Genomic DNA, 19654 nt, shown 5'->3' with positions numbered 1-19654 from the left:
GCGAGGGGATGCTCGGACAACGTCACGGTCCCCCTTCCCGGTCTCGCCTGCACGATGCCCGCTGCGACCCGGGCCCAACCCCGAAGTCGCACCGTACGGCCGGGCAGCTATCCCCGGCGGCGGAGCAGGAGGCCGCCGAGGATGGCGGCCGCCAGGACCAGGACTCCGCCTGTGACGATGAGGCCGGTGGGCAGGCCGTCCTCAGCGGCGGCGACCTTCTGCGCCGCGGCCGGTGCGGCCGACGACGTCGTGGCGCTCGGGGCGGCCGAGGTCGGCGGGATGGTGACCGGCGCACGGTCCGCCAGTGGGTAGCGCAGAATTACCGCGTCCTTGCCGTCCTTCTCCTCCGAGACGGTGAGCAGCGCGGTTCCGTCCACGGTGTAGGCGATCGACTCGCCCTGCGGTTCGTCCGGGAGGGCGATCTGCGTGGGCGTGCCCTTCGTGATGGCGCCGACCACATCGTCGCCGGACACTTCAAATTCGAAGGCATCGGCGTACGTCCGGAGGACCGCATGTCTTCCGTCGGGGCTGACCGCTCCCCCGGTGATCACCAGGCGGCCGGGCAGCCCGAAGGGATTGCTCGTGCCGGTCACCGGCACGGTGACCGAGCCGGCCTGCCGCAGGGTCGTGGTTTTCCCGGCCTTGAGCTCGCCGTCCGGCACATACACCGAGGCGGAGGCGATCGACTTGGTCACCAGGATCGGGGTGCCGGCCCGGGTGAGCAGCAGCGCTTCCGCGTCGTGCGCGCCGTCCGGGTAGGTCAGGCGGTAGAGCTGCGGCTCCTTCGCGCCGGGGGCCAGCCGCCACAGCGCGATGGTGGCCCGGTTGCCGTTGTTGTCGCCGATGTCGGCGACCCACAGGGTCCCGTCGGCGGCGATGCCGAGGTCCTCGGTGTCGCGCGGCCGGGACGGGTAGGACACCGTCCGGTCGACCTTGCACTTCTTGGTCAGGTAGAAGATCTTCCGGTGCGAGGCCTGGTCGGAACTGTCGTCGACCACCACGTAACCGGTGCCGGTGGCGGCCAGCCCGGAAAGCTCGGTGAGCCGCTTGTCACCGACCTCGCAGACCTGCTGCGGCCCGTCGTCCGCCGCAACCGCCACCCCGGGCACCGCAACCCCGACCACCGCCGCGGCAAGCAAACCCATCACACGAAGAATCATCGCTTCCCATTCGAGCACGCCACCCCAAGCGCCCCACCCCCACCCCGCCCCCGTCAGGCACGTTCTGGGGAGGAGGTCTGCCACAGAGCGCTGACCGGCATCGCCCGCAACTTGTCACCGAACGGCAGGGTCGAGGTGCCGGTGTACAGGACGATCCCGGCGATGAAGTCGTCGCCGAGACGGTCGGCCAGCCGGCGAAGCCCGCGGAAGTCGTCGAGGCCGACGGTGGAGGCCGCCTTGACCTCGATGCCGACAACCTGACCGGATCGGTTCTCCAGCACCGCGTCGACCTCCGCCTTGCTGTGGTCGCGGTAGTGGGACAGCTCGACCAACTGCTCGGACCAGGTGAGTTGCCGGGCCAGCTCGGACAGCACGAACGACTCGAGCAGCGGCCCGAAGGGGGCGCCCGGGCGGAGGAGGGCGCGGGCCTCGACGGAAAGCTCGTTCGCGGCAATACCGGAGTCGACGAAGATCAGCTTCGGCGCGGCCGTCGCACGGGTGCCGAGATTGCGGGACCAGCCCGGGATCCGCTTGATGAGGAAGATTTCCTCCAGCGCCTGGAGATAGCGAACGATCGTCGGCCGGCTGAGTCCGAGGGCCGATTCGAGTGCGTTGGGGGCGACGATGGTCGCGGAGCGGGCGGCGAGCAGGCGAACGAGCCTGCGCAGCTCGCCCTTGTGCTGGATGTCGGAGAGCTGGCGCACATCGCGATCGATGAGGGCCTGCACGTAGGCGTCGAGGAATCGCTGACGGCGACGATCGTCTTCGCGGGAGGTCGCCTCGGGAAGGCCACCGCGAATGATTCGGGCTGCGTAGTCGGCGCGGGTGACCGTCGACGAGTGCCGGAGCTCCGGGCCGAGGGCGAAGATGGCGTCGACAAAACCGTCTGGCTCGCCGTCCAACTCCCCCTGGGAGAACGGCCAGAGTTCGACGGTCTCCATCCGGCCGGGCAGCGCGTCGGGCGCGGCGATCAGTCCGAACAGCCGCGAGGATCCGGTAAGGAGATATCGGCCGGGACGGGGGTCCTCGTCCACGGACGCCTTGATGGCCAGAAGGAGTTCCGGGACGCGCTGAATCTCGTCGATCGCCAGCAGCTCCGGGGAGTCGACGAAGCCGACCGGATCGGCGATGGCGGCCGCCCTGTCCTGCGCCCGGTCGAGGTCGCGGCGCTCGGCGAGCCGGTCCCCGGCGACCACCCGAACGAGGGTGCTCTTGCCGGTCTGCCGCGCTCCGGTGATCAGGACGACGCGGGTGTCGGCAAGCGCGTCGCTGACCTGCGCCGCAGCGCGCCGAGGAAGCAACTGGGAAGTAGGCACGTACCGATCTTAACCGCTCAGACTTTCGATTTGCGAGCCTCAGACTTTCGATTTGCGACGGCCAGACTTTCGATTTGCGTAAACGATCAAGGCGGTTGCTACTGGCCGGAGAGGGAGTAGCCGGCTGCTTCCATGCGGTCGGCCAGTAGGCGTAGGCCGGCTCGCAGGCGGGACTTTGCGGTGCCCTCGGGGACGCCCAGCTCTATTGCCACCTGGCGGTAGGACAGGCCGTAGTAGTACGCCAGGGCGATCGCGTCGCGGTATAGCTGGGGCAGTTCGCGTACGCATTCGCGGACCGCCTTCGCCTGGGCCGCGCCCAGCACGTCGTCCTCCACCGTCGGCTCGGTGGGGGCCTGGCCGGCCAGCCTCGTCAGGTGAGTTCGCTGGACCGACTGGCGGCGCAGCAGGTCGATGGCCCGGCGGCGGGCCAGCATGCACAACCAGGTGCGCAGCGAGCCCGCCGCGGGATCAAAACGTTCGGGGTGCCGCCATAACTCGACGAACGCCTCCTGCACGGCGTCCTCGGCGCAGCACGGGTCGCCGGTGATCCGGGCGGCCAGGGCGTAGGCGGACGGGGCATGCCGGTCGTACGCCTCGGTCAGCGCGGCCTCGTCGGCGGCGACCAGCAGGGCGCGCAGCCGCGTGTCGTCGGCGTGGGAGCGCACGTCACTCACACCCCAGGGTGGCGGCGACGGCGAGCAGGTCGAGGGCGGCGGGCCGGTCGCCGCTGATCTCGGCGGCCGACGCCGGAGCGGGGATCCGGCCGGCCAGGAGCCGCCCGAACCGCTCGGCCGGCAGCCGAACCTCAGCCACGGGCGCGCCATCGGAGGCAGAACCGGCGAACGAGCCGCCAGCAGAGTCGCCAGCCGAACCGGCGAACGAGCCGCCGGCGGCCGAATCGCCGGCCGGGCCACCGGAAGAAGGACCGGCCGCGGCAGCGGACAGGTAGACGGTGAACGATCCGCCGCCGGGGCCGGTCAGTCGCACGGAGACAGCCACGCCCGGCCTCCCCCGGCCGGCGGTGTCCATCGCGCCGGGCAGCAGGGACAGTCCCAATGCCACGATCCGGGCCAGGTGCAGCGGCGGCGGGGACACCGGTGGCAGCGCTATGGCCGCCCGTACATCCGAATGGTGGATCCAGGTTTCGAAAGCGCGCTGGGTGAGCGCGTCGCGCAGCGGCCGCCGCACCGGGACCCGCCCGGCCAGCCGCACCGGATGCCCGAGCAGGTCGGCCCGGCTGCCGACGGTGCGCAGCAGGCGGTCGGACCGGTCGCGCCACTCCAGGCGGGCGGTCGGTGCCGGCGGTGCGGTGAACCCGAGGTCGGCCGCGACCTGGGCGTCGTTGGCGGCCAGATGCGACACCAGCTCGGCGACGGTGCGGCCGCCGACCGCCGGCGCCCGCCAGTCGGCGGCCGACAAATCGTCGAGCAAACCCCCAAAAACGGCGACCTGCCCGGCGTACGCATCAAGTGCGGAAGAAATCGACGGCGCCCGCACCGACCGGGCGGCCGCGAGCACCCGCGAGCGCAGGGTGATCGGCGGGGCCTCGAAGTGCGAAGCACTGAGCCAGGCCGCGGCCCGCGCGGCGGTCGAGACCTGGGCCGAGCACGGGCCGCACGAGCCCACGTGGGCGGCGACGGACGGGTCGGCGCAGTCGCCGAACGCGTACGCCTCCAGTAGGTCGTCAGGGTGCCCAGTCATAGGCCGACGACGATACGCATCGGGGCGGGAAATGGGTGCCGCATACCGGACACACATCCAAAACGAGCCGGCGTGCGAATACAGGCCCTAGGGGGGAAACAACTATGGGGGCGGAGAGGACACCACTGCGGTGGGCGTTCGTGAACAAGGATCCGACGCTCGATCCGGATCTGCTGCACACCTACATCGACGGCTGGGGCCGGCACGACATCGCCGCGGTGCTGGCCGTGCTGGCCGACGATTGCCAGGTCATCGAGTCACACGGCCCGGTCCATCGGGGGACGGACCAGGTCGAGCGGTGGATGCGAAGCTGGCTGGCGACCGGCGGGCACATCCGGGAATGGCGGATCACGGACAGCGGTGCGGCCGGTGATCTATTGATGGCGGAATGGGAGATCACCCGCCGCTGGCGGGGCGAGGAATCGTCGTTCCAGGGCGCGACGATCTGCCGCACGCTGGGTGGGCGGATCAGCTATCTGCGGGAGTACGCGGGCCGACTCGCACCCTGATTCCGTCGAGGACGAGACCGAGTCCGAACTCGAATCGCCGGCCGGGGTCGGCGCTGATCGCCGCGGCCAGTTCGCGCAGGTCGGCGTCGCCCGCGGCCTGGGCGGCGAGTTCGGCGTCCCGGCCGGAGCCGGGCCTGGTCGCCTGTTCCTCGATGGTGTGCCCGAGCACGTAGTGCCCGACCGCGAACATCGTCCAGGCGGCCTGCTCGGCGGGCAGCCCGGCGTCCATCAGGATGCGCATCCCGATCCGGCCGGCCAGGGCGGTGTTGGGCTCGGTCACGAACGTCTCGGCGACCAGCCGGGCCCCGTCCCGCACGCCGAGCAGGGCCTGCCGCAGCTTGTGCGCGAGGGTGACCAGCCGCTGGTCCCACGGGCCGGCCGGGGGTGGCTCGGCGACCCCGGCGAGCAGGTCGTCGGCGATCGCCCCGAGCAACGCCTGCTTGCCGGGAAAATGCCAGTAAAGTGCCCCGGCCTGCACGTTCAGCACCGCGCCCAGCTTGCGCATGGTGAGACCGTCGAGCCCTTCGGCGTCGAGAAGATCCCGGGCCCCCCGCAGGACATCGGCGCGTCGTAGCTGCACGGCCCCGAGTCTCGCACACGCCGGATCAACCGAGCGCGGACCGGAGCTCCGCCTCGGTGCCGATGGCGGCCCGCCGCTCCGGCTCGGCGACATAGCCGGCGATCACTCCGGCGAGCAGGTCGGCGTCCGCACCGGCGGTCAGGAAATGCGAGCTGCCCGGCCGGTAACCGTGCTTGACCACCAGCTCCGGGTGCTCGAAGTAGAGGGCGATCTGGTTGCGCCCGATCGACACGGCCGGTTCGTCGGCGGCCAGCGCCGCCCACGGCACGAACACCGACCCGAACGGCTGCCGGTCGATGAGCCCGTCCGGGGTCAGCCGCACGCCGTGCCAGCGCCACCCCAGGTACCAGATCACCACGGTCAGGACCGCGAGCGCGATCGACGCGACCACCCCGAACTGCCACAGCTCCCCGCTGCGGTCCTGGTCGCCGGCCCGCTGGACGAGCAGCCCGGCACCGAGGAAGGTGAAGGCCCCGGCGTGCAGTGTCCGGTTCGGATTGAGCGGGGTGTCGAAGGCCCGCAGCGACGGCCGGACCAGCAGGCGGCGCGGGTGGTAGAGAAGGATCGCCACCACCGACAGCCCGTAGAGCGACACGGTGAGCACGGTCAACGCCCCGAAAGCGACAACCCAGGACCGGCTCCCCCGGTCGGCCACCACCGACAGCACGACGGCCAGCCCCAGCGCCGCCAGAAGAAACGCGTGGCGGCCCCGGGCGACCAGCCGGAATGCCGTGATTATCGCTGACTTCGTCATCCCCCGTGAGCATAGGAGGTGCGAGCACTTCTAGGCTGGCGCGCGTGCTGGGACCTGGGGTGCGGCTTGGTGAGCGGTATCGGCTCGAGGATCGGGTCGGGGCCGGCGGCATGGGTGAGGTGTGGCGGGCCGTCGACGAGGTGCTCGGGCGGGTCGTCGCGGTCAAGGTGATGCTGGCCGAGGTGGCCGACCAGCCCGACTTCGCCCGGCGGTTCCGGGCCGAGGCGACGGCGATGGCCCGGGTCAACCATCCGGCGGTGGCGTCGGTGCACGACTTCGGGCGCAGTCACGATCTCACCTATCTGGTGATGGAGTTCGTCGACGGGGAGTCACTCGCGCAGCGGATCGCCCGGGGTGGGCGGATCGGGCCGGAGGACACCATGCGGCTTGTCGCGCAGGCCGCGGACGGCCTGCAGGCCGTGCACGATCAGGGGATCGTGCATCGGGACATCAAACCGGCAAATCTGTTGGTACGCCGGGACGGGTCGGTGGTGATCACCGACTTCGGCATCGCCCGGCGGGACGACGCGAGCCTGCTGACGTCGTCCGGGGCGATCATGGGTACGCCCAGTTACCTCTCGCCGGAGCAGGTGCTCAGTCAGCCGGCCACCGTGCGCAGCGACATCTACTCACTCGGCCTGACCGCTTACGAGTGCCTGGCCGGGCAGAAGCCGTTCGTCGGCGACAACCCGTATGCCGTCGCGCTGCAGCGCCTGCAGAGCGCCCCGCGCACGATCGGGATCACGCTGCCGGTCCCGGTCCTCGCCGTACTGGAGAAGGCCCTGGCCACCGACCCGGCGAACCGCTGGCCGGCGGCGTCGGACCTGGCCGCCGCGGCCCGCGCCGCAGCCGCCGGAACTCCCGCACCGGTTTTCCAGCCGCAGAACAAACCGCAGGGCAGGTCGCTGGAAAGGCCGCAAGGCAAGTCGCGACGCGTACTTTGGGCAGCGATCTTGACTCTCGTCGTCCTTGTCGGCGGCATCGCCGCCTGGGGCTTCAGCCGCGACGGCGACGGCGATTCCGCCGACGCCGGGCCGGCGATCAAAGCCTCAGCGGGCACGGGCCAGGCGCCGGTTCCGGCCGGGTTCACTTCCTGCGGTACGGGCTACTGCCCGGCCGAACCGATGTGCTGGGGTGGCTTCACCTCGATCAGTGGGCGAGCCCAACCGCCCGCCCGGGTCGACTGCGACGAGCCGCACTACTACCAGACCTACCTGGCCATCCCGCTGCCCGACGGCGCGCTGGAGATCCGCACCGACGCCCTGATGGCGCAGCCCGAGGTGGCGAAGGCCTGCAAGCCCGCCCTGCTGGCGTCGCGCAGCAGCAGGCCCGTGAAGGCCTTCACCCCGGACGCCTGGCCGATCCAGCTGCCGGACTCCCGCTGGTTGCTGCACTGCCTGGCCCAGTCGACCGGCGGCGAGACCACCGGCTCGGTGATCGGTTAGCGGGCCGGGCAGACGATCAGGTTGGCCGGGGCCTGGACCCGGGCCGCGTCGGAGCAGTCGAACCGGCCGTCGATCAGGCCCTGCACCTCGGGCGGTGCCTTGGCCAGGTTGAACCAGGTCGGCTGCACGATCAGGTAGCGGGCCGTCCGGTCCTCGGTCAGGCATTTCAGGTTGTCGTCGTAGCTGCGGAACTCGCGCACCCGGGCGAACAGGGTGCCGCGCTGCAGCCACTGCGGCGACGGGTAGCGGCAGGTGGTCGGGTTGCCGATGCCGTAGTTGATCGAGCCGAACGCCAGGTAGAGCACCGGGGTGTCGGGGCCGATCCGGTCGCTCAGCGCTTCGTACTGGGCGTTGGCCGGGCGGGACACCGGATTCTTGTAGTTGTACATGCTGAACGACAGCGGCGCGCCGATCAGCACCGGCGGCAGCAGCGCGACCGACAGCACGACCGCCCCCAGCGACCACGGCACCGAGCGGGCGGTCACCGTCCACACCACGACCGCGGCGATCGCGGCGGCCAGCAGGTAGGAGCTGGCGACCAGGCCGACGTGGTCGTGCCGCCAGTCGCCGTCCTGGCGCAGCAGCACGAAACTCGCGGCGGCCAGCACCAGCGTGGTGGCCAGCAGCGGCACCCGAGCCGCCGGGACCAGCGCGAACGCGCCACCCCAGACCGCCGCCGCCAGCACCGGGACGACCGCGTAGTGGTACATGAAGAACTCGCCCTGACCGTACGCGGAGGCAAGGGACAGCCCGGTCGCGACCACCGCGATCGCGGCGCCGAGCCAGCGCAGCCGGGCCCCCGACTGCCGCTGGATCAGGGCGGCGAACGCGGCCGGCGCGGTCGCCACGATCGGGCTGAGGATGGTGGTGTCGCCGAGCCCGTAGCGCAGCCAGTGGAAGTCGATCCGGCGCAGGCCGTGGTGGATCGGTGAGTCGTCGACGAGTTCGGCCTGGTCCTTGAACCAGAGCCACTCCCAGGGCAGGAATTGCTTGGTGACCAGGTACCAGATGACGGCCAGCACCGCGGCGGCGCCGGCCACCCACAGTGCCCGGCGCAGGCTGAACAGCGCGACCGCGATCAGCGCGAGCAGGGCGATCGGCGCGGTGGCCAGCTTGACCGCCACGACCAGGACCACGAAGAACCCGCCGAGCAGCGCACCGAGCCAGAGCCGGCGGGGCGCCAGGGACGCGCCGACGGCGGCCACCGCGGCCAGCGCGGCCACCCAGTCCGGCTCCAGGAAGTGCCAGGGCGGCGAGACGATCAGCGCGAACCCGACGGTGAACGCGATCCCGGCCGCGGGCCATTTGTCCAGGTGCCGGCGCAGCCCGAGGAAGAGCAGCACGGCGACCGCCACGATCAGCAGGTCGGCCTCGGCCCGGATGACCCGGTCGGCGATCCAGGAGGGCGCGTCGCCGGTGAGGTCCAGCGCGCCCATCAGCAACCGGTACGCGATCGGGCGGGCGATGAAGACATCCCAGATGCTGACCCCGCCGGCCCCGGCCGTTTCGATGCCGCCCAGGGCGTACGTCACGTCGCCGTTGAGGGCCGCCAGACCCGTCACCAGGACGGTGGCCAGCACCACCACCCCGGCCGCAAGCAGGCCGTAAGGCCGGGTTTTCCGGGGTGTTTCGACGCGATCGACCTGGAGTGTGCTCATCGAAGCGCGATGCTAATGACCGCACCTGATAAACGGGAGGTTTCCGGCCTTCTGTGCACCCTGCGGTGTCGCACCGTTCACCGGTCGTTCAGTCAGGCTCATAGGATCGGTGCATGGAATTCGGTGTCGGCTATTTCCCCACCCACGACGGGATGCGGCCCGGCGAGATCGCCCGGCGGGTCGAGGAGCGCGGGCACACCGCGCTGTTCTTCGCGGAGCACACGCACATCCCGGCCAGTCGCGAGACGCCGTGGGGTGGCGGGCGGCAGCTGCCGCAGAAGTACTGGCATACCTACGACCTGTTCGTGGCGCTGACCGCGGCGGCCGAGGCGACCAGCCGGCTGCGCATCGGCTCCGGGGTCTGCCTGGTCGTCGAGCGCGACCCGATCACCACGGCGAAAGAGGTGGCCAGCGTCGACCACCTCAGCGGCGGTCGGTTCGAGTTCGGCATCGGCTCCGGGTGGAACCGCGAGGAGATGGTCAACCACGGCACCGATCCGCGCACCCGGCTGGCCCTGCTGGGCGAGCGGGTCAAGGCGATGCGGGCGATCTGGACCGAGGACGAGGCCACCTTCCACGGGAAGTTCGTCAACTTCGACCGGATCTGGTCGTGGCCGAAGCCGGCCCAGAAGCCGTGGCCGCCGATCCTGGTCGGCGGGGGCGGGCCGACCGCGCTGGACCGGGTCCTCGAATACGGCGACGGCTGGTTCCCGCAGTGGCAGGACACCGACCTGTTCGACCGGATCCAGGAGCTGCGCGCCCGGGCCGACCGTTACCTGCAGGTGCAGGTGCTCAGCGTGCCGCCCGACCCGAAGGCCCTGGAGCAGCTGGAGGAGGCCGGCGTGCAGCGGGCCTCGGCGTGGCTGCCGTCCGGTCCGTGGAGCGTGGTCGAGCCGGCCCTGGAGAAGTGGGAGCGGGCGATCGCCGAACTGGTCGGCCGGTGACCCCGGCGGAACGGTTCGGCTCGGCCCGGGTGGCCCGGCTGGCCACGGTCGGGCCGGCCGGCGAGCCGCATCTGGTGCCGTTCGTCTTCGCGGTGGTCGGCGACGTGATCCACTCGGCCGTCGACGCCAAGCCCAAGCGCACCCGCAACCTGCGCCGGCTCGCCAACATCGCGGCGAACCCGCAGGTCTCGGTGCTGGCCGACCACTACGACGACGATTGGTCGCAGTTGTGGTGGGTGCGGGCCGACGGGACGGTGCGGGTCTTCGAGGAGGCGCCCGACAGCCTCGCCGCTCTCGTCGCGAAATATCCCCAATATCGGGCAGCGGCACCGGGCGGCCCGTTCCTGCAGATCACTGTCACGCGCTGGGCAGTTTGGGTATCTGAGCAACCGCTGTGAGTATGCGTGCTCAGGATTCGTAACCGCGCGGCCACAAGGATCTAGCACGTGACCTACCCATGCCCGAACTGCCGTGCGACGGCCTCGAGCGAGACCGGCTGCCCCTCCTGCGGACGCGCGCCCGACGCCGACGCCATCCTGGTGATCGAGACCGACAATGAGATCGCCGGGCTGCTCCCCCAGCTCGCCACCGCCCGGCGGGCGGTGAGCGACCTGGAGACGCGGATTTCCCACGCTTACGCGCGGCGCAATCAGGCGGCCGAGAGGGTACGGGCATCGCAGAGTCCCGCCGCCCCGGCTCCTTCGCCGGAAACCTCGTCCCGGGCCGTCCAGAACGTCCTGTTCCTCCTGGGCGGGCTGCTGCTGGCCGTGGCCGCGATCGTCTTCACCGCGGTGGCCTGGTCGCAGTTCGGCGTCGGCGGCCGCGCCGCGGTCCTCGGCGTGGTCACCGTCGCCGCCCTCGCGGTGCCGCTGCTCGCCCTGCGCCGGGGCCTGCGCGGCGCCGCCGAGACGGTCGCCGCGCTCGGCATCCTGCTGCTCCTGCTGGACGGGTACGCCGCCTGGTACGTCAACCTGTTCGGCCTGGCCGGCGGCAGCCCGGCCCGCTATGCCGGCGTGGTCTTCGCGCTCACCGCCGCGATCGCGGCCGGCTACGGATATCTCACCGGCCTCACCGGCCCCCGCTACGCCGCCCTGCTCGCCGCCCAGCCGGCCCTGCCGCTGCTGATCGCCCCGGCGCACCCCGGCCCGGCCGGCTGGACCCTGACCTTCGGCCTGCTGGCCGCCCTGGACGTGGCCGTCCGCCGCACCCGGGTCGCCCCGCTCGCCTACGCCCTGGGCGGCCTCGCCACTCTGGCCGCGATCACCCCGGCCCTGGTCGCCGCCGGTCGCACGGTGGACGCGGCCGGCCCGGTCTTCCACGCCACCTGGTCGGCCACCGTCTACTCCGAGGGCTGGCGCCTCCCGGCGGCCCTGGCCCTGGTCGCGGTCGCCCTGACCGTCGCCCTCCCGCCCCGGGCCCGCCCGGCCGCCACCATCGGCGGCGCCGCCGCGATCGCCCTGGCCCTCCCGTCCGGCCTGCACCTCCCCTGGTGGAACGGCCCGCTGATCGACCTCGTCGTGCTCACCGCCGCGCTGGCCCTGGCCGCTCGCCACGCCGCTCCCGCTCTCGCCGTCCCGGCGACCCGGGTCGCCGCCCTTCCCGCCGCCGCCTCCCCGACGGCCGCCTCCTCGGTCGCCTCCTTCCTCGGCGGCCAGGGCGGCCTCGGCGCCGCGATCGGCCTCGGTGGCGCCGGCGGCGTGGCCGGCTTCGCCGGACAACTCGTCGCCGCCGCGCTGCTCGGCGGGCACGCGCTGGTGGCCGGCTTCGGCCGGCCCGGCCTGGCCGCCGCCGTCCTGACCGTGCTCGCCCTGCTCGGCTTCGGCCTCGCCACGGCCGCCCGGCACCCCGGCCTGCGCGGCGCCGGTCTGGTCACGGGTTTCCTCGCGGTGCCGGCGATCGCCTGGACCGCCTCGGCCGCCCTCGGCCTCAGCGGGGCCGGGCAGCTGCGGTGCGTCGCGGTCGCGACAGCCGCGCTGGTGTGCGCGCTACGGCTGCTGCCCGCCCGGCGGGAGGCGCTGGTTGCGGTGCTTGTCGTGACGACTCTGCTGCCGGTCTGGGCGCTTGTCGCCGGGGAGCCGGTGGTGGTCTATCTGGTGCTCGCGCTGCTGCTGGCGGCGGCCACCTCGACCCTGACCCGGGACCGGCGAACCGAGATCGCGGTGTTCGTGCCGGCCGGGTTTGTGCTGGTCGTGGGCCTGCTGGGCGATTTGCTGAGCGCCCGGACGGGGACCCTCGCGGGGCTCGGGGCGCTGCTGGTCGCCGCGGCCGTGACCGGCACCGCCGGACGCACGGCGCAGATCCGCGGGCTCGGGGTCGCGGTCACCGTCGTGGCCGGGTGGGGTGTGGCCCTGGCCGCGGCTCCGGGGACCGTGCTGGAGGCGTACACCCTCCCGGCAGCCGGCCTGGCACTCGCCGCCGGTCTTCTCGCCCGGCGCGACCCCGCGCCGAGCTGGGTTTCCTACGGCCCGGCGCTGACCACGGCGCTGACGCCCAGCCTGGTTTCGATCTTCGTGGACGAGGGGCAGTACCTGCGGCCGCTGCTGCTCGGGGCCGGCGCCCTGGCGATTCTGCTGGTCGGGGCACGAGCCAGGCTGCGCGCTCCGGTGGTGGCCGGCAGCCTGGCGCTGGCCCTGGTGGCGCTGCACGAGCTGACCCGGGTATGGGATCTGGTGCCGCGCTGGATCCCGCCGGCCGCCGGTGGCGTGCTGCTGGTCGTGCTGGCCGCGACGCTGGAACGCCGGCGCCGGGACCTGGCCCGGTTCCGCGGGGCGCTGGGCCGGATGAGCTGATGGGCCGGCTGAGCTGAACGGATGAGCCGGCTCCTCCCCGCTTAGGGCGTTTTCGGGGAGCAATTTCCTAGGGAGTTTTCAGGTAGCGGTGCTGAGTGCCGATTCGGGGGTCCTTCACGAAGGACTGCCCAGGAGATCGGAGCTCGGATGTCGGCCGCACGTATGCAGTGGTGCTTCGGGGCGTGGATCGTCGCCCTGACGGCACTGTTCTACGTGTTCCCCGCGTACAGCATGTACTCCTGGGCCGCGATCGGCCTCTCGGCCGCGGCCGCGGTGCTGGTCGGGGTGCGGGTGCACCGGCCGTCCAAGCCGCTGCCGTGGTACCTGCTGTCGGCGGTGCTGGTCAGTTTCACGGCCGGGGACACGATCTACAACATTCAGATCGACTTCCTCGGCCAGACCAACCCGTTCCCGTCCGTGGCCGACGGCTTCTACCTGCTGGTCTACCCGATGCTGGCGGCCGCGCTGCTGGTCTTCATCCGGTCCCGGGCCGGCGGGGACAACCGGGCCGCGCTGCTCGACGCGCTGGTGCCGACGGCGGGGCTGGGGCTGCTGTCCTGGGTCTTCCTGATCTCGCCGTACATCCGGAACACCGATCTGAGCGTCCTGGAGAAGCTGACCTCGACCGGGTACCCGCTCGGCGACGTCCTCGCGCTGGCCATGCTGCTGCGCCTGATCACCGCGGGTGGCCGCAAGCCGGTCGCGCTGAGCACCCTGGCCGCCGGCGGTTTCAGCCTGCTGGTCACCGACGTGATCTACGGGCTGCGGCAGCTCGACGGCACCTGGCAGGTCGGCGGCCCGGTCGACTCCGGCTGGATCCTCTTCTACACCGCCACCGCGCTCGCCGCGCTGCACCCGTCGATGCGGGACATGACCGCGCTGCGCAGCCCGTCCGCGGTCGTGATGGCGGGCGGCCGGCGGATCGCGGTCATGTCGGTGGCCGCCCTGATCGCCCCGGCCGTGCTGCTGGTCGAGGACCTGACCGGTGGCGTGGACGACGCACTGATGATCGCGACCGCCTCCGCCACGATGTTCCTGCTGGTCGTGGCCCGGGTCTCCGGGCTGCTGCAGACCCAGCGGGAGAACGCCGCCCGGGAGCGGACGCTGCGCATGTCGGCGGCCGACCTGGTGGCGGCCAGCGACGAGTCGGAGGCCGGCCAGGCGATCAGCAAGGCGGTCGCCTCGATCGTGCCGGACGGCGAGCCGTACCGGATGCACTCGCTGCGGGTCGAGGCCGAGGCCGGCGACTCCTCCGGACTGCTGATCACCGGCCGGGTGCACACCGGCGACCTGCCCCGCAGCATCGCCGCCGAGCTGGACGGCTTCGAGTGGGCGCTGTACGGCGAGGTCATCACCACCTCGCACAGCGACGGCACCCGGCACCGCAATCTCGCCTACCTGGCCGCCGACGAGGAGTTGCTGGTCGAGCTGCAGCCGTCGTTCGACGCGCTGATGGCCCAGGGCACCATGGCGATCGAGCGGATCTCGCTGAACGCCGAGGTCAACCGGCGGGCCAGCGAGGACTACTTCCGGGCGCTGATCCAGAGCGCGTCCGACGTGATCCTGATCGTCGGCGACGACGAGACGATCCGCTACGCCAGCCCGTCGGCGCTGCCGGTGTTCGGCCAGACCGACCTGGTCGGCACCTCGCTGTTCCGGCTGTTCGCCGCCACCGACCACGCCGAGCTGCGGGACCTGCTCTCCCAGGTGCTCACCGGCCGTGGCCCGCGGGACGGCGTCGACCTGACCGCGATCTCCGGTGACGACCTGCTGCTGCAGGTCGAGTGCACCTGCCGGGACCTGCGGGACGACAAGGCGGTCAACGGCCTGGTGGTCACCATCCGGGACGTCACCGAGCGCCGCCGGCTGGAGAACGACCTGGCCCACCAGGCGTTCCACGACACCCTCACCGGGCTGGCCAACCGGGCGCTGTTCCAGAACCGGCTCGAGCAGGCCGCTGCCGTGGCCGGCAAGGCCCGGGGCTCGGTCGCCGTCCTCTTCGTCGACCTCGACGACTTCAAGGAGGTCAACGACACGCTCGGGCACGCCGCCGGCGACCAGTTGCTGATCGCGGTGGGCAAGCGGATCACCGAGGTGGCCGGGCCGCTGAACACGGCGGCCCGCACCGGCGGCGACGAGTTCGCGGTGCTGATGGAGCACCTCGCGTCGCCGGAGGAGGCCGAGGCCATCGCCGCCCGGATCGTGGCCGCGCTGGGTGAGCCGATCGAGGTCAGCGACGGGCACGGCGGCCTGCACCTGGTCAGCGGGGCGAGCAGCGTCGGCGTGGCGACAAGCGCGGACGCGGCCGGCATCAGCGAGCTGCTGCGCCGGGCGGACGTGGCCATGTACGTGGCCAAGACCGACGGCAAGAGCACCTGGCGCTGCTACCAGGACGAGATGCACGAGGCCATGCTGAGCCGGCTCGAGATGCGCTCGGCGCTGGTCGAGGCGGTACCGGGCGACCAGATGCGGCTGCGTTTCCAGCCCATCGTCGACCTGCCCACCGGCAGCGTGATCGGGCTCGAGGCGCTGGTGCGCTGGCAGCACCCGGCCCGTGGCCTGCTCGGCCCGAACGAGTTCATCGAGCTCTCCGAGGAGAACGGCTCGGTGGTCGCGATCGGCGGGTGGGTGCTGCGCGAGGCGCTGCTGACCTTCGTCGGCTGGCACGAATCGCCGATCGGGCACCGGCTGCGCTACGTCAGCGTGAACGTCTCGGCCCGGCAGTTCCGCACCCCCGGCTTCGTCGACCAGGTGCGTGACGTGCTGCAGGAGACCGGCGCCCGGCCCGAGTGGCTGCTGCTGGAGATCACCGAGAGCCTGGTGCTGCACGACGCCGAGCAGGTCTGGCAGGACCTGCGCGAGCTGCGGGCGATGGGCGTCCGGATCGCGATCGACGACTTCGGCACCGGTTACTCGTCGCTGAGCTACCTGAGCCAGATGCCGGTCGACGTCCTCAAGATCGACAAGTCGTTCATCGACGACATCCTGCACAGCGGTCAGCAGATGGCTCTCGTCGAGACCATCGTCAGCCTGGCCCGGACCCTCGACCTGGACGTGGTCGCCGAGGGCATCGAGCTCGACGGGCACCGCCAGGCGCTCGTCGACATGGGCTGCCCGTACGGCCAGGGCTACCTGTTCTCCCGTCCCGCCACGGTCGACGAGATCGGCCAATGGCTCGTCGCCTACCCCGCACACCGATAGAAAAGGATCCTTGATGTCCCTCGCCCCCCTCACCGGTCTCGACTACGTCCAGCGCGAAGGTCGCTGGGCGGATCTGGAGCGGCTGCGTAGCGGCAACCCCATGTACGACGCCACCATCGAGGAGATCAAGGGCCGCCGGATCCGGGTCGGTGACCACTGGCTGGCTGACTTCGCTTCCTGCAACTACCTCGGCTTCGACCTGGAGCCGGAGATCATGGCGTCGATCGAGCCCGAGGTACGCCGCTGGGGCACGCACCCGAGCTGGTCGCGCCTGCTCGGCAACCCGTCGCTGTACCCGCAGATCGAGGAGCGGCTGACCGCCCTGCTCGACGCGCCGGACACGCTGGTGCTGCCGACCATCACGCACATCCACATGTCGGTGCTGCCGATCCTGGCCGGCAACGGTTACGTGTTCCTGGACTCGCAGGCCCACAAGACCATCTACGACGGCAGCATGTACGCCCGCGGGCTGGGCGCCACCGTGCAGCGGTTCCGCAGCAACGACATCGAGCACCTGACCGAGCTGATCCGCGCGGTGCCGGCCGGGGTGCCGAAGATCGTGGCGATGGACGGCGTGAACAGCATGACCGGCAACACTCCCGACATCGCCGCGTTCGCGAAGGTGGCCCGGGAGTACGGCGCCCTGCTCTACGTCGACGACGCGCACGGCTTCGGCGTCATCGGCGAGCGCGGCCCCAACGAGACCTCCCCGTACGGCCTCAAGGGCAACGCGATCGTCAAGTACTGCGGCGAGAGCTACGACAACATCGTGCTGGTCGGCGGCTTCTCCAAGTCGTACTCGTCGCTGCTCGCCTTCCTGGCCCTGCCCACCTGGCTGAAGAACCACCTGAAGGTCGCCGCCCCGCCGTACCTGTACTCCGGCCCGGCACCGACCGCGTCGCTGGCCACCGTGCTGTCCGGCCTGGAGGTCAACGAGAAGCGCGGCGACGCCATCCGCGCCGACCTGTACCGCAAGAGCATGAAGGTGCTCGACCACGTGCGTGCCCTCGGCGTCTTCACCCCGAACACCGGGAACACGCCGGTCATCGAGCTGCCGCTGGCGGCCGGTGAGGACATCGACGCGGTCGGCAAGCTGCTCTGGGACCGCGGCATCTACGTCACGCTGGCCGCGTACCCGCTGGTCCCGCGCGACCAGATCGGCTTCCGGGCGCAGGTCACGGCGGCCAACACCGACGAGGAGATCGACGAGCTGAACGCCGTCATCACCGAGCTGGCCGCCATGGGCAAGCTCCGCACCCAGTGAGCCCCCTGGCGCCGTTGCGCCACCGGCAGTTCCGGCTGCTGTGGACCGGGATGAGCGCCTCCCTCATCGGCGACGGCATGCTGCTGGTCGCGCTCGCCTGGCAGGTCTACGACCTGTTCGGCGTGCCGGCCGCGATGTCGGCGGTGGGGGTGGCGCTGACCCTGCCGCAGATCGCCACGCTGCTGCTCGGCGGGGCGATCAGCGACCGGTTCGACCCGCGCAAGGTCATGCTGTTCTCCGACCTGATCCGCGGCCTGATCATGGCGGGCGTCGCGACCCTGGTGCTCACCGGGGCGCTGACGTCACTGTGGATGCTGCTCGGGCTGATGGTGGTGTACGGCGCCGGGGCCGGCTTCTTCGGCCCGGCCTTCGACGCTCTGGTGCCGCGGCTGGTGCCGGAGGAGGACCTGGTCGCGGCGAACGCCCTGGACCAGTTCATGCGGCCGGCCGCGTCGCAGATCTTCGGGCCGATGCTGGCCGGCCTGATCATCGGGATCGCCGGGGCCGGGTGGGCGATCGCGTTCGACGCGGTCACCTTCGCGTTCTCGACGATCTGCCTGCTCGCGGTGGGCAGCACCCGGCCGATCTCGGTGGACGCGGCGGACGACTCGTCCGGCTCACTGCTGCGGGACATGAAGGAGGGAATCGGGTACGTCCGCCAGCACATCTGGCTGTGGGGCACGTTCCTCTCGGCGACCTTCACCTACCTGCTGTTCGTCGGCCCCACCGAGGTACTGCTGCCGTACATGGTGAAGACCGAGCTGGGCGGCAGCGCCACCGCGCTCAGCCTGGTCCTCACCTCGGGCGGGCTGGGCGCGATCGCCGCGGCCCTGCTGGTCGGCTGGATCGGCATCCCGCGCCGGTTCATGTCCTACACGTACGGCACCTGGGCGATCGCCACCCTGGCCGTGGCCGGTTACGGCGCGGCCACCCACACCTGGCAGCTGGCGGTTGCCTGCGTGCTGGTCAGCGGCCTGGAGGCGGCCGGCACGATCGCCTGGGCCACGACCAAGCAGACGTTCGTGCCGAGCCACATGCTCGGCCGGGTGTCCAGCGTCGACTGGTTCGTCTCGACCGCGCTGCTGCCGCTGTCCTACGCCCTGGCGGCACCGATCGCCGGTTTGATCGGGGTACGCGAGACGCTGCTCGGCGCCGGCCTGCTGGGCGCCGCGGTGACGTTCGGCTTCCTGTTCCTGCCCGGCATGCGCGGCCCGGAACGCCGGGCGGCGGCCTACCAGGGCCGGCACAACCGGCAGTTCATCGAGCATCTGAAACTGGAACGGGAGGAGGTCTCGGTATGAGCGAACCGCAAGACGCGGTACAGGATCTGGCCGCGGCCTTCGCCGCCCGCGACCTGGCCGCCGCCTTGGCCTGCTTCGCAGCCGGTGACGACATCGGCTACGCCGGTTCGGAGAAAGCAGAGACCGCGTCGGACCGGCCCGCCGTCTCGGCCCTGCTGGGCGCACTTTTCCTAAGACCCGAGGCGTACGCCTGGACCACACTTTCCGCCACCGTCCACCGCCACGGCACCCAGGCATACGTATTCGCCGAGGCCGACGGCGTAGTCCACACCGACACCGGCAAAACGGAGACTTTCCCCTACCGAGTGTCCGGCCTGGCAGAGCTCTCCAACGGCCGCTGGCGCTGGCGCCACTGCCAAGGCAGCGAACCCACATAGCCCAAGCCAGCCACCCACCCGGTCGGCATCGCCCCCCCGCCAACAGCGGCAGGCGCGACGTCCACGTCCACGCCGGCCGGGCACGGCGGGTCACCGCCCGATTGAACATCGCCCAGCCGACAGCGTCAGGCACGGCGTCCATATCCGCGCCGGCTGGGCACGGCGGGTCACTGCCCGATTGACATCGCTTCGCCGACAGCGGCAGGCGCGACGTCCATATCCGCCCCGGCTGGGCACGGCGGGCCACCGCCCGGATCGCTTTGCTTTGCTCACCTATACGCGCTGCTCTGCGCACCTATACGCGCTGCTCTGCGCACCTATACGCGCCACGCTGCTCGTCGGGCGGTTCAGGAGTTCAAGTCCGTTCCGGCCCGGCCGGAAAATCTCTCCGCGCGGCGGATCTCGGAGCTTGGCGGCTACGCCGCCCGACGATGCCGGCACCGACAACTCGGCCCGGCTCGACCTTGTGGAGTAGACGCGCAGACCCAGCAGCAACGTCACAAGATCTGAAGCAGGGCAGCGGACGCGACGCGCCAGCGAGGTCGAAGCCTTCGCGAAACGGCCTCCCGGCGCGCGCGCCCCCGCGCGGTCCGGAGGGTAAGCCGGACGGCAAGAGGGCGTTTCAAGAGTATTTGCGGCTTTGCGCGACAGCGAG

Annotated in this window: 16 protein-coding genes; 9 read left to right on the top strand and 7 right to left on the bottom strand. The window is 71.5% G+C overall.

The features are described from left to right. Nucleotides 1-107: 107 nt before the first annotated feature. The 4 genes from Ate02nite_RS21040 to Ate02nite_RS21025 form a co-directional block, all read right to left on the bottom strand. The gene (locus tag Ate02nite_RS21040; protein WP_239147563.1) at nt 108-1145 is read right to left on the bottom strand and encodes a hypothetical protein; all 1038 of its coding nucleotides are present in this window, start codon (nt 1143-1145) and stop codon (nt 108-110) included. Between the two features lie 68 nt (nt 1146-1213). After that, nucleotides 1214-2476, bottom strand: coding sequence for an ATP-binding protein (locus Ate02nite_RS21035; RefSeq protein ID WP_203808117.1), 1263 nt, complete (start codon nt 2474-2476; stop codon nt 1214-1216). Nucleotides 2477-2574: 98 nt separating this feature from the next. Next, nucleotides 2575-3141, bottom strand: a complete 567-nt coding sequence (locus Ate02nite_RS21030; protein ID WP_203808115.1) for an RNA polymerase sigma factor — start codon at nt 3139-3141, stop codon at nt 2575-2577. 1 nt (nt 3142) lies between these two features. Next, nucleotides 3143-4177, bottom strand: a complete 1035-nt coding sequence (locus Ate02nite_RS21025) for a maleylpyruvate isomerase family mycothiol-dependent enzyme (protein ID WP_203808113.1) — start codon at nt 4175-4177, stop codon at nt 3143-3145. A 140-nt stretch (nt 4178-4317) separates the two neighbouring features. Here Ate02nite_RS21025 and Ate02nite_RS21020 point away from each other — a divergent pair, with 140 nt between their 5' ends. Continuing rightward, on the top strand, nt 4318-4686 hold the full coding sequence (locus Ate02nite_RS21020) for a nuclear transport factor 2 family protein (protein WP_203808111.1): 369 nt from the start codon (nt 4318-4320) through the stop codon (nt 4684-4686). On the opposite strand, the gene Ate02nite_RS21015 is transcribed toward Ate02nite_RS21020, so the two are convergent. Next, nucleotides 4646-5266: a TetR/AcrR family transcriptional regulator C-terminal domain-containing protein gene (locus tag Ate02nite_RS21015; protein ID WP_203808109.1), complete on the bottom strand. Its 621-nt coding sequence runs from the start codon at nt 5264-5266 to the stop codon at nt 4646-4648. The two genes, Ate02nite_RS21020 and Ate02nite_RS21015, sit on opposite strands and share 41 nt — an antisense overlap. A 25-nt stretch (nt 5267-5291) precedes the next feature. Beyond that, nucleotides 5292-6020 carry a hypothetical protein gene (locus Ate02nite_RS21010; protein WP_203808107.1) on the bottom strand — a complete coding sequence of 243 codons (729 nt, stop codon included), beginning with the start codon at nt 6018-6020 and terminating at the stop codon, nt 5292-5294. A gap of 44 nt (nt 6021-6064) precedes the next feature. Here Ate02nite_RS21010 and Ate02nite_RS21005 point away from each other — a divergent pair, with 44 nt between their 5' ends. Continuing rightward, nucleotides 6065-7465: a serine/threonine-protein kinase gene (locus Ate02nite_RS21005; RefSeq protein WP_203808105.1), complete on the top strand. Its 1401-nt coding sequence runs from the start codon at nt 6065-6067 to the stop codon at nt 7463-7465. Here Ate02nite_RS21005 and Ate02nite_RS21000 read toward each other — a convergent pair. Beyond that, complete coding sequence (locus Ate02nite_RS21000) at nt 7462-9123, bottom strand: hypothetical protein (RefSeq protein WP_203808103.1); 1662 nt, start codon at nt 9121-9123, stop codon at nt 7462-7464. The two genes, Ate02nite_RS21005 and Ate02nite_RS21000, sit on opposite strands and share 4 nt — an antisense overlap. A gap of 113 nt (nt 9124-9236) precedes the next feature. Here Ate02nite_RS21000 and Ate02nite_RS20995 point away from each other — a divergent pair, with 113 nt between their 5' ends. The 7 genes from Ate02nite_RS20995 (at nt 9237) to Ate02nite_RS20965 (ending at nt 18999) form a co-directional block, all read left to right on the top strand. Continuing rightward, nucleotides 9237-10067, top strand: coding sequence for an LLM class F420-dependent oxidoreductase (locus Ate02nite_RS20995; RefSeq protein ID WP_203808101.1), 831 nt, complete (start codon nt 9237-9239; stop codon nt 10065-10067). Next, nucleotides 10064-10465, top strand: a complete 402-nt coding sequence (locus tag Ate02nite_RS20990; RefSeq protein WP_203808099.1) for a TIGR03668 family PPOX class F420-dependent oxidoreductase — start codon at nt 10064-10066, stop codon at nt 10463-10465. Before Ate02nite_RS20995 ends, Ate02nite_RS20990 begins: the two co-directional genes overlap by 4 nt. Nucleotides 10466-10513: 48 nt before the next feature. Continuing rightward, a complete protein-coding gene (locus Ate02nite_RS20985; RefSeq protein ID WP_203808097.1) occupies nt 10514-12856 on the top strand; it encodes an SCO7613 C-terminal domain-containing membrane protein in 2343 nt (780 codons plus the stop codon). A gap of 147 nt (nt 12857-13003) precedes the next feature. Beyond that, nucleotides 13004-16057 (top strand): putative bifunctional diguanylate cyclase/phosphodiesterase, encoded by a 3054-nt coding sequence (locus tag Ate02nite_RS20980; protein ID WP_203808095.1) that lies wholly within the window; start codon nt 13004-13006, stop codon nt 16055-16057. 13 nt (nt 16058-16070) lie between these two features. Then, the gene (locus Ate02nite_RS20975) at nt 16071-17321 is read left to right on the top strand and encodes an aminotransferase class I/II-fold pyridoxal phosphate-dependent enzyme (protein WP_203808093.1); all 1251 of its coding nucleotides are present in this window, start codon (nt 16071-16073) and stop codon (nt 17319-17321) included. Continuing rightward, the gene (locus Ate02nite_RS20970; protein WP_203808091.1) at nt 17318-18622 is read left to right on the top strand and encodes an MFS transporter; all 1305 of its coding nucleotides are present in this window, start codon (nt 17318-17320) and stop codon (nt 18620-18622) included. The genes Ate02nite_RS20975 and Ate02nite_RS20970 overlap by 4 nt, the downstream gene beginning before the upstream one ends. After that, nucleotides 18619-18999: a nuclear transport factor 2 family protein gene (locus tag Ate02nite_RS20965; protein ID WP_203808089.1), complete on the top strand. Its 381-nt coding sequence runs from the start codon at nt 18619-18621 to the stop codon at nt 18997-18999. Before Ate02nite_RS20970 ends, Ate02nite_RS20965 begins: the two co-directional genes overlap by 4 nt. Nucleotides 19000-19654 lie beyond the last annotated feature (655 nt).

This window comes from Paractinoplanes tereljensis (genome assembly GCF_016862435.1).
Lineage (GTDB): Bacteria > Actinomycetota > Actinomycetes > Mycobacteriales > Micromonosporaceae > Actinoplanes > Actinoplanes tereljensis.
This window is presented reverse-complemented; position numbering and strand designations above follow the sequence as displayed.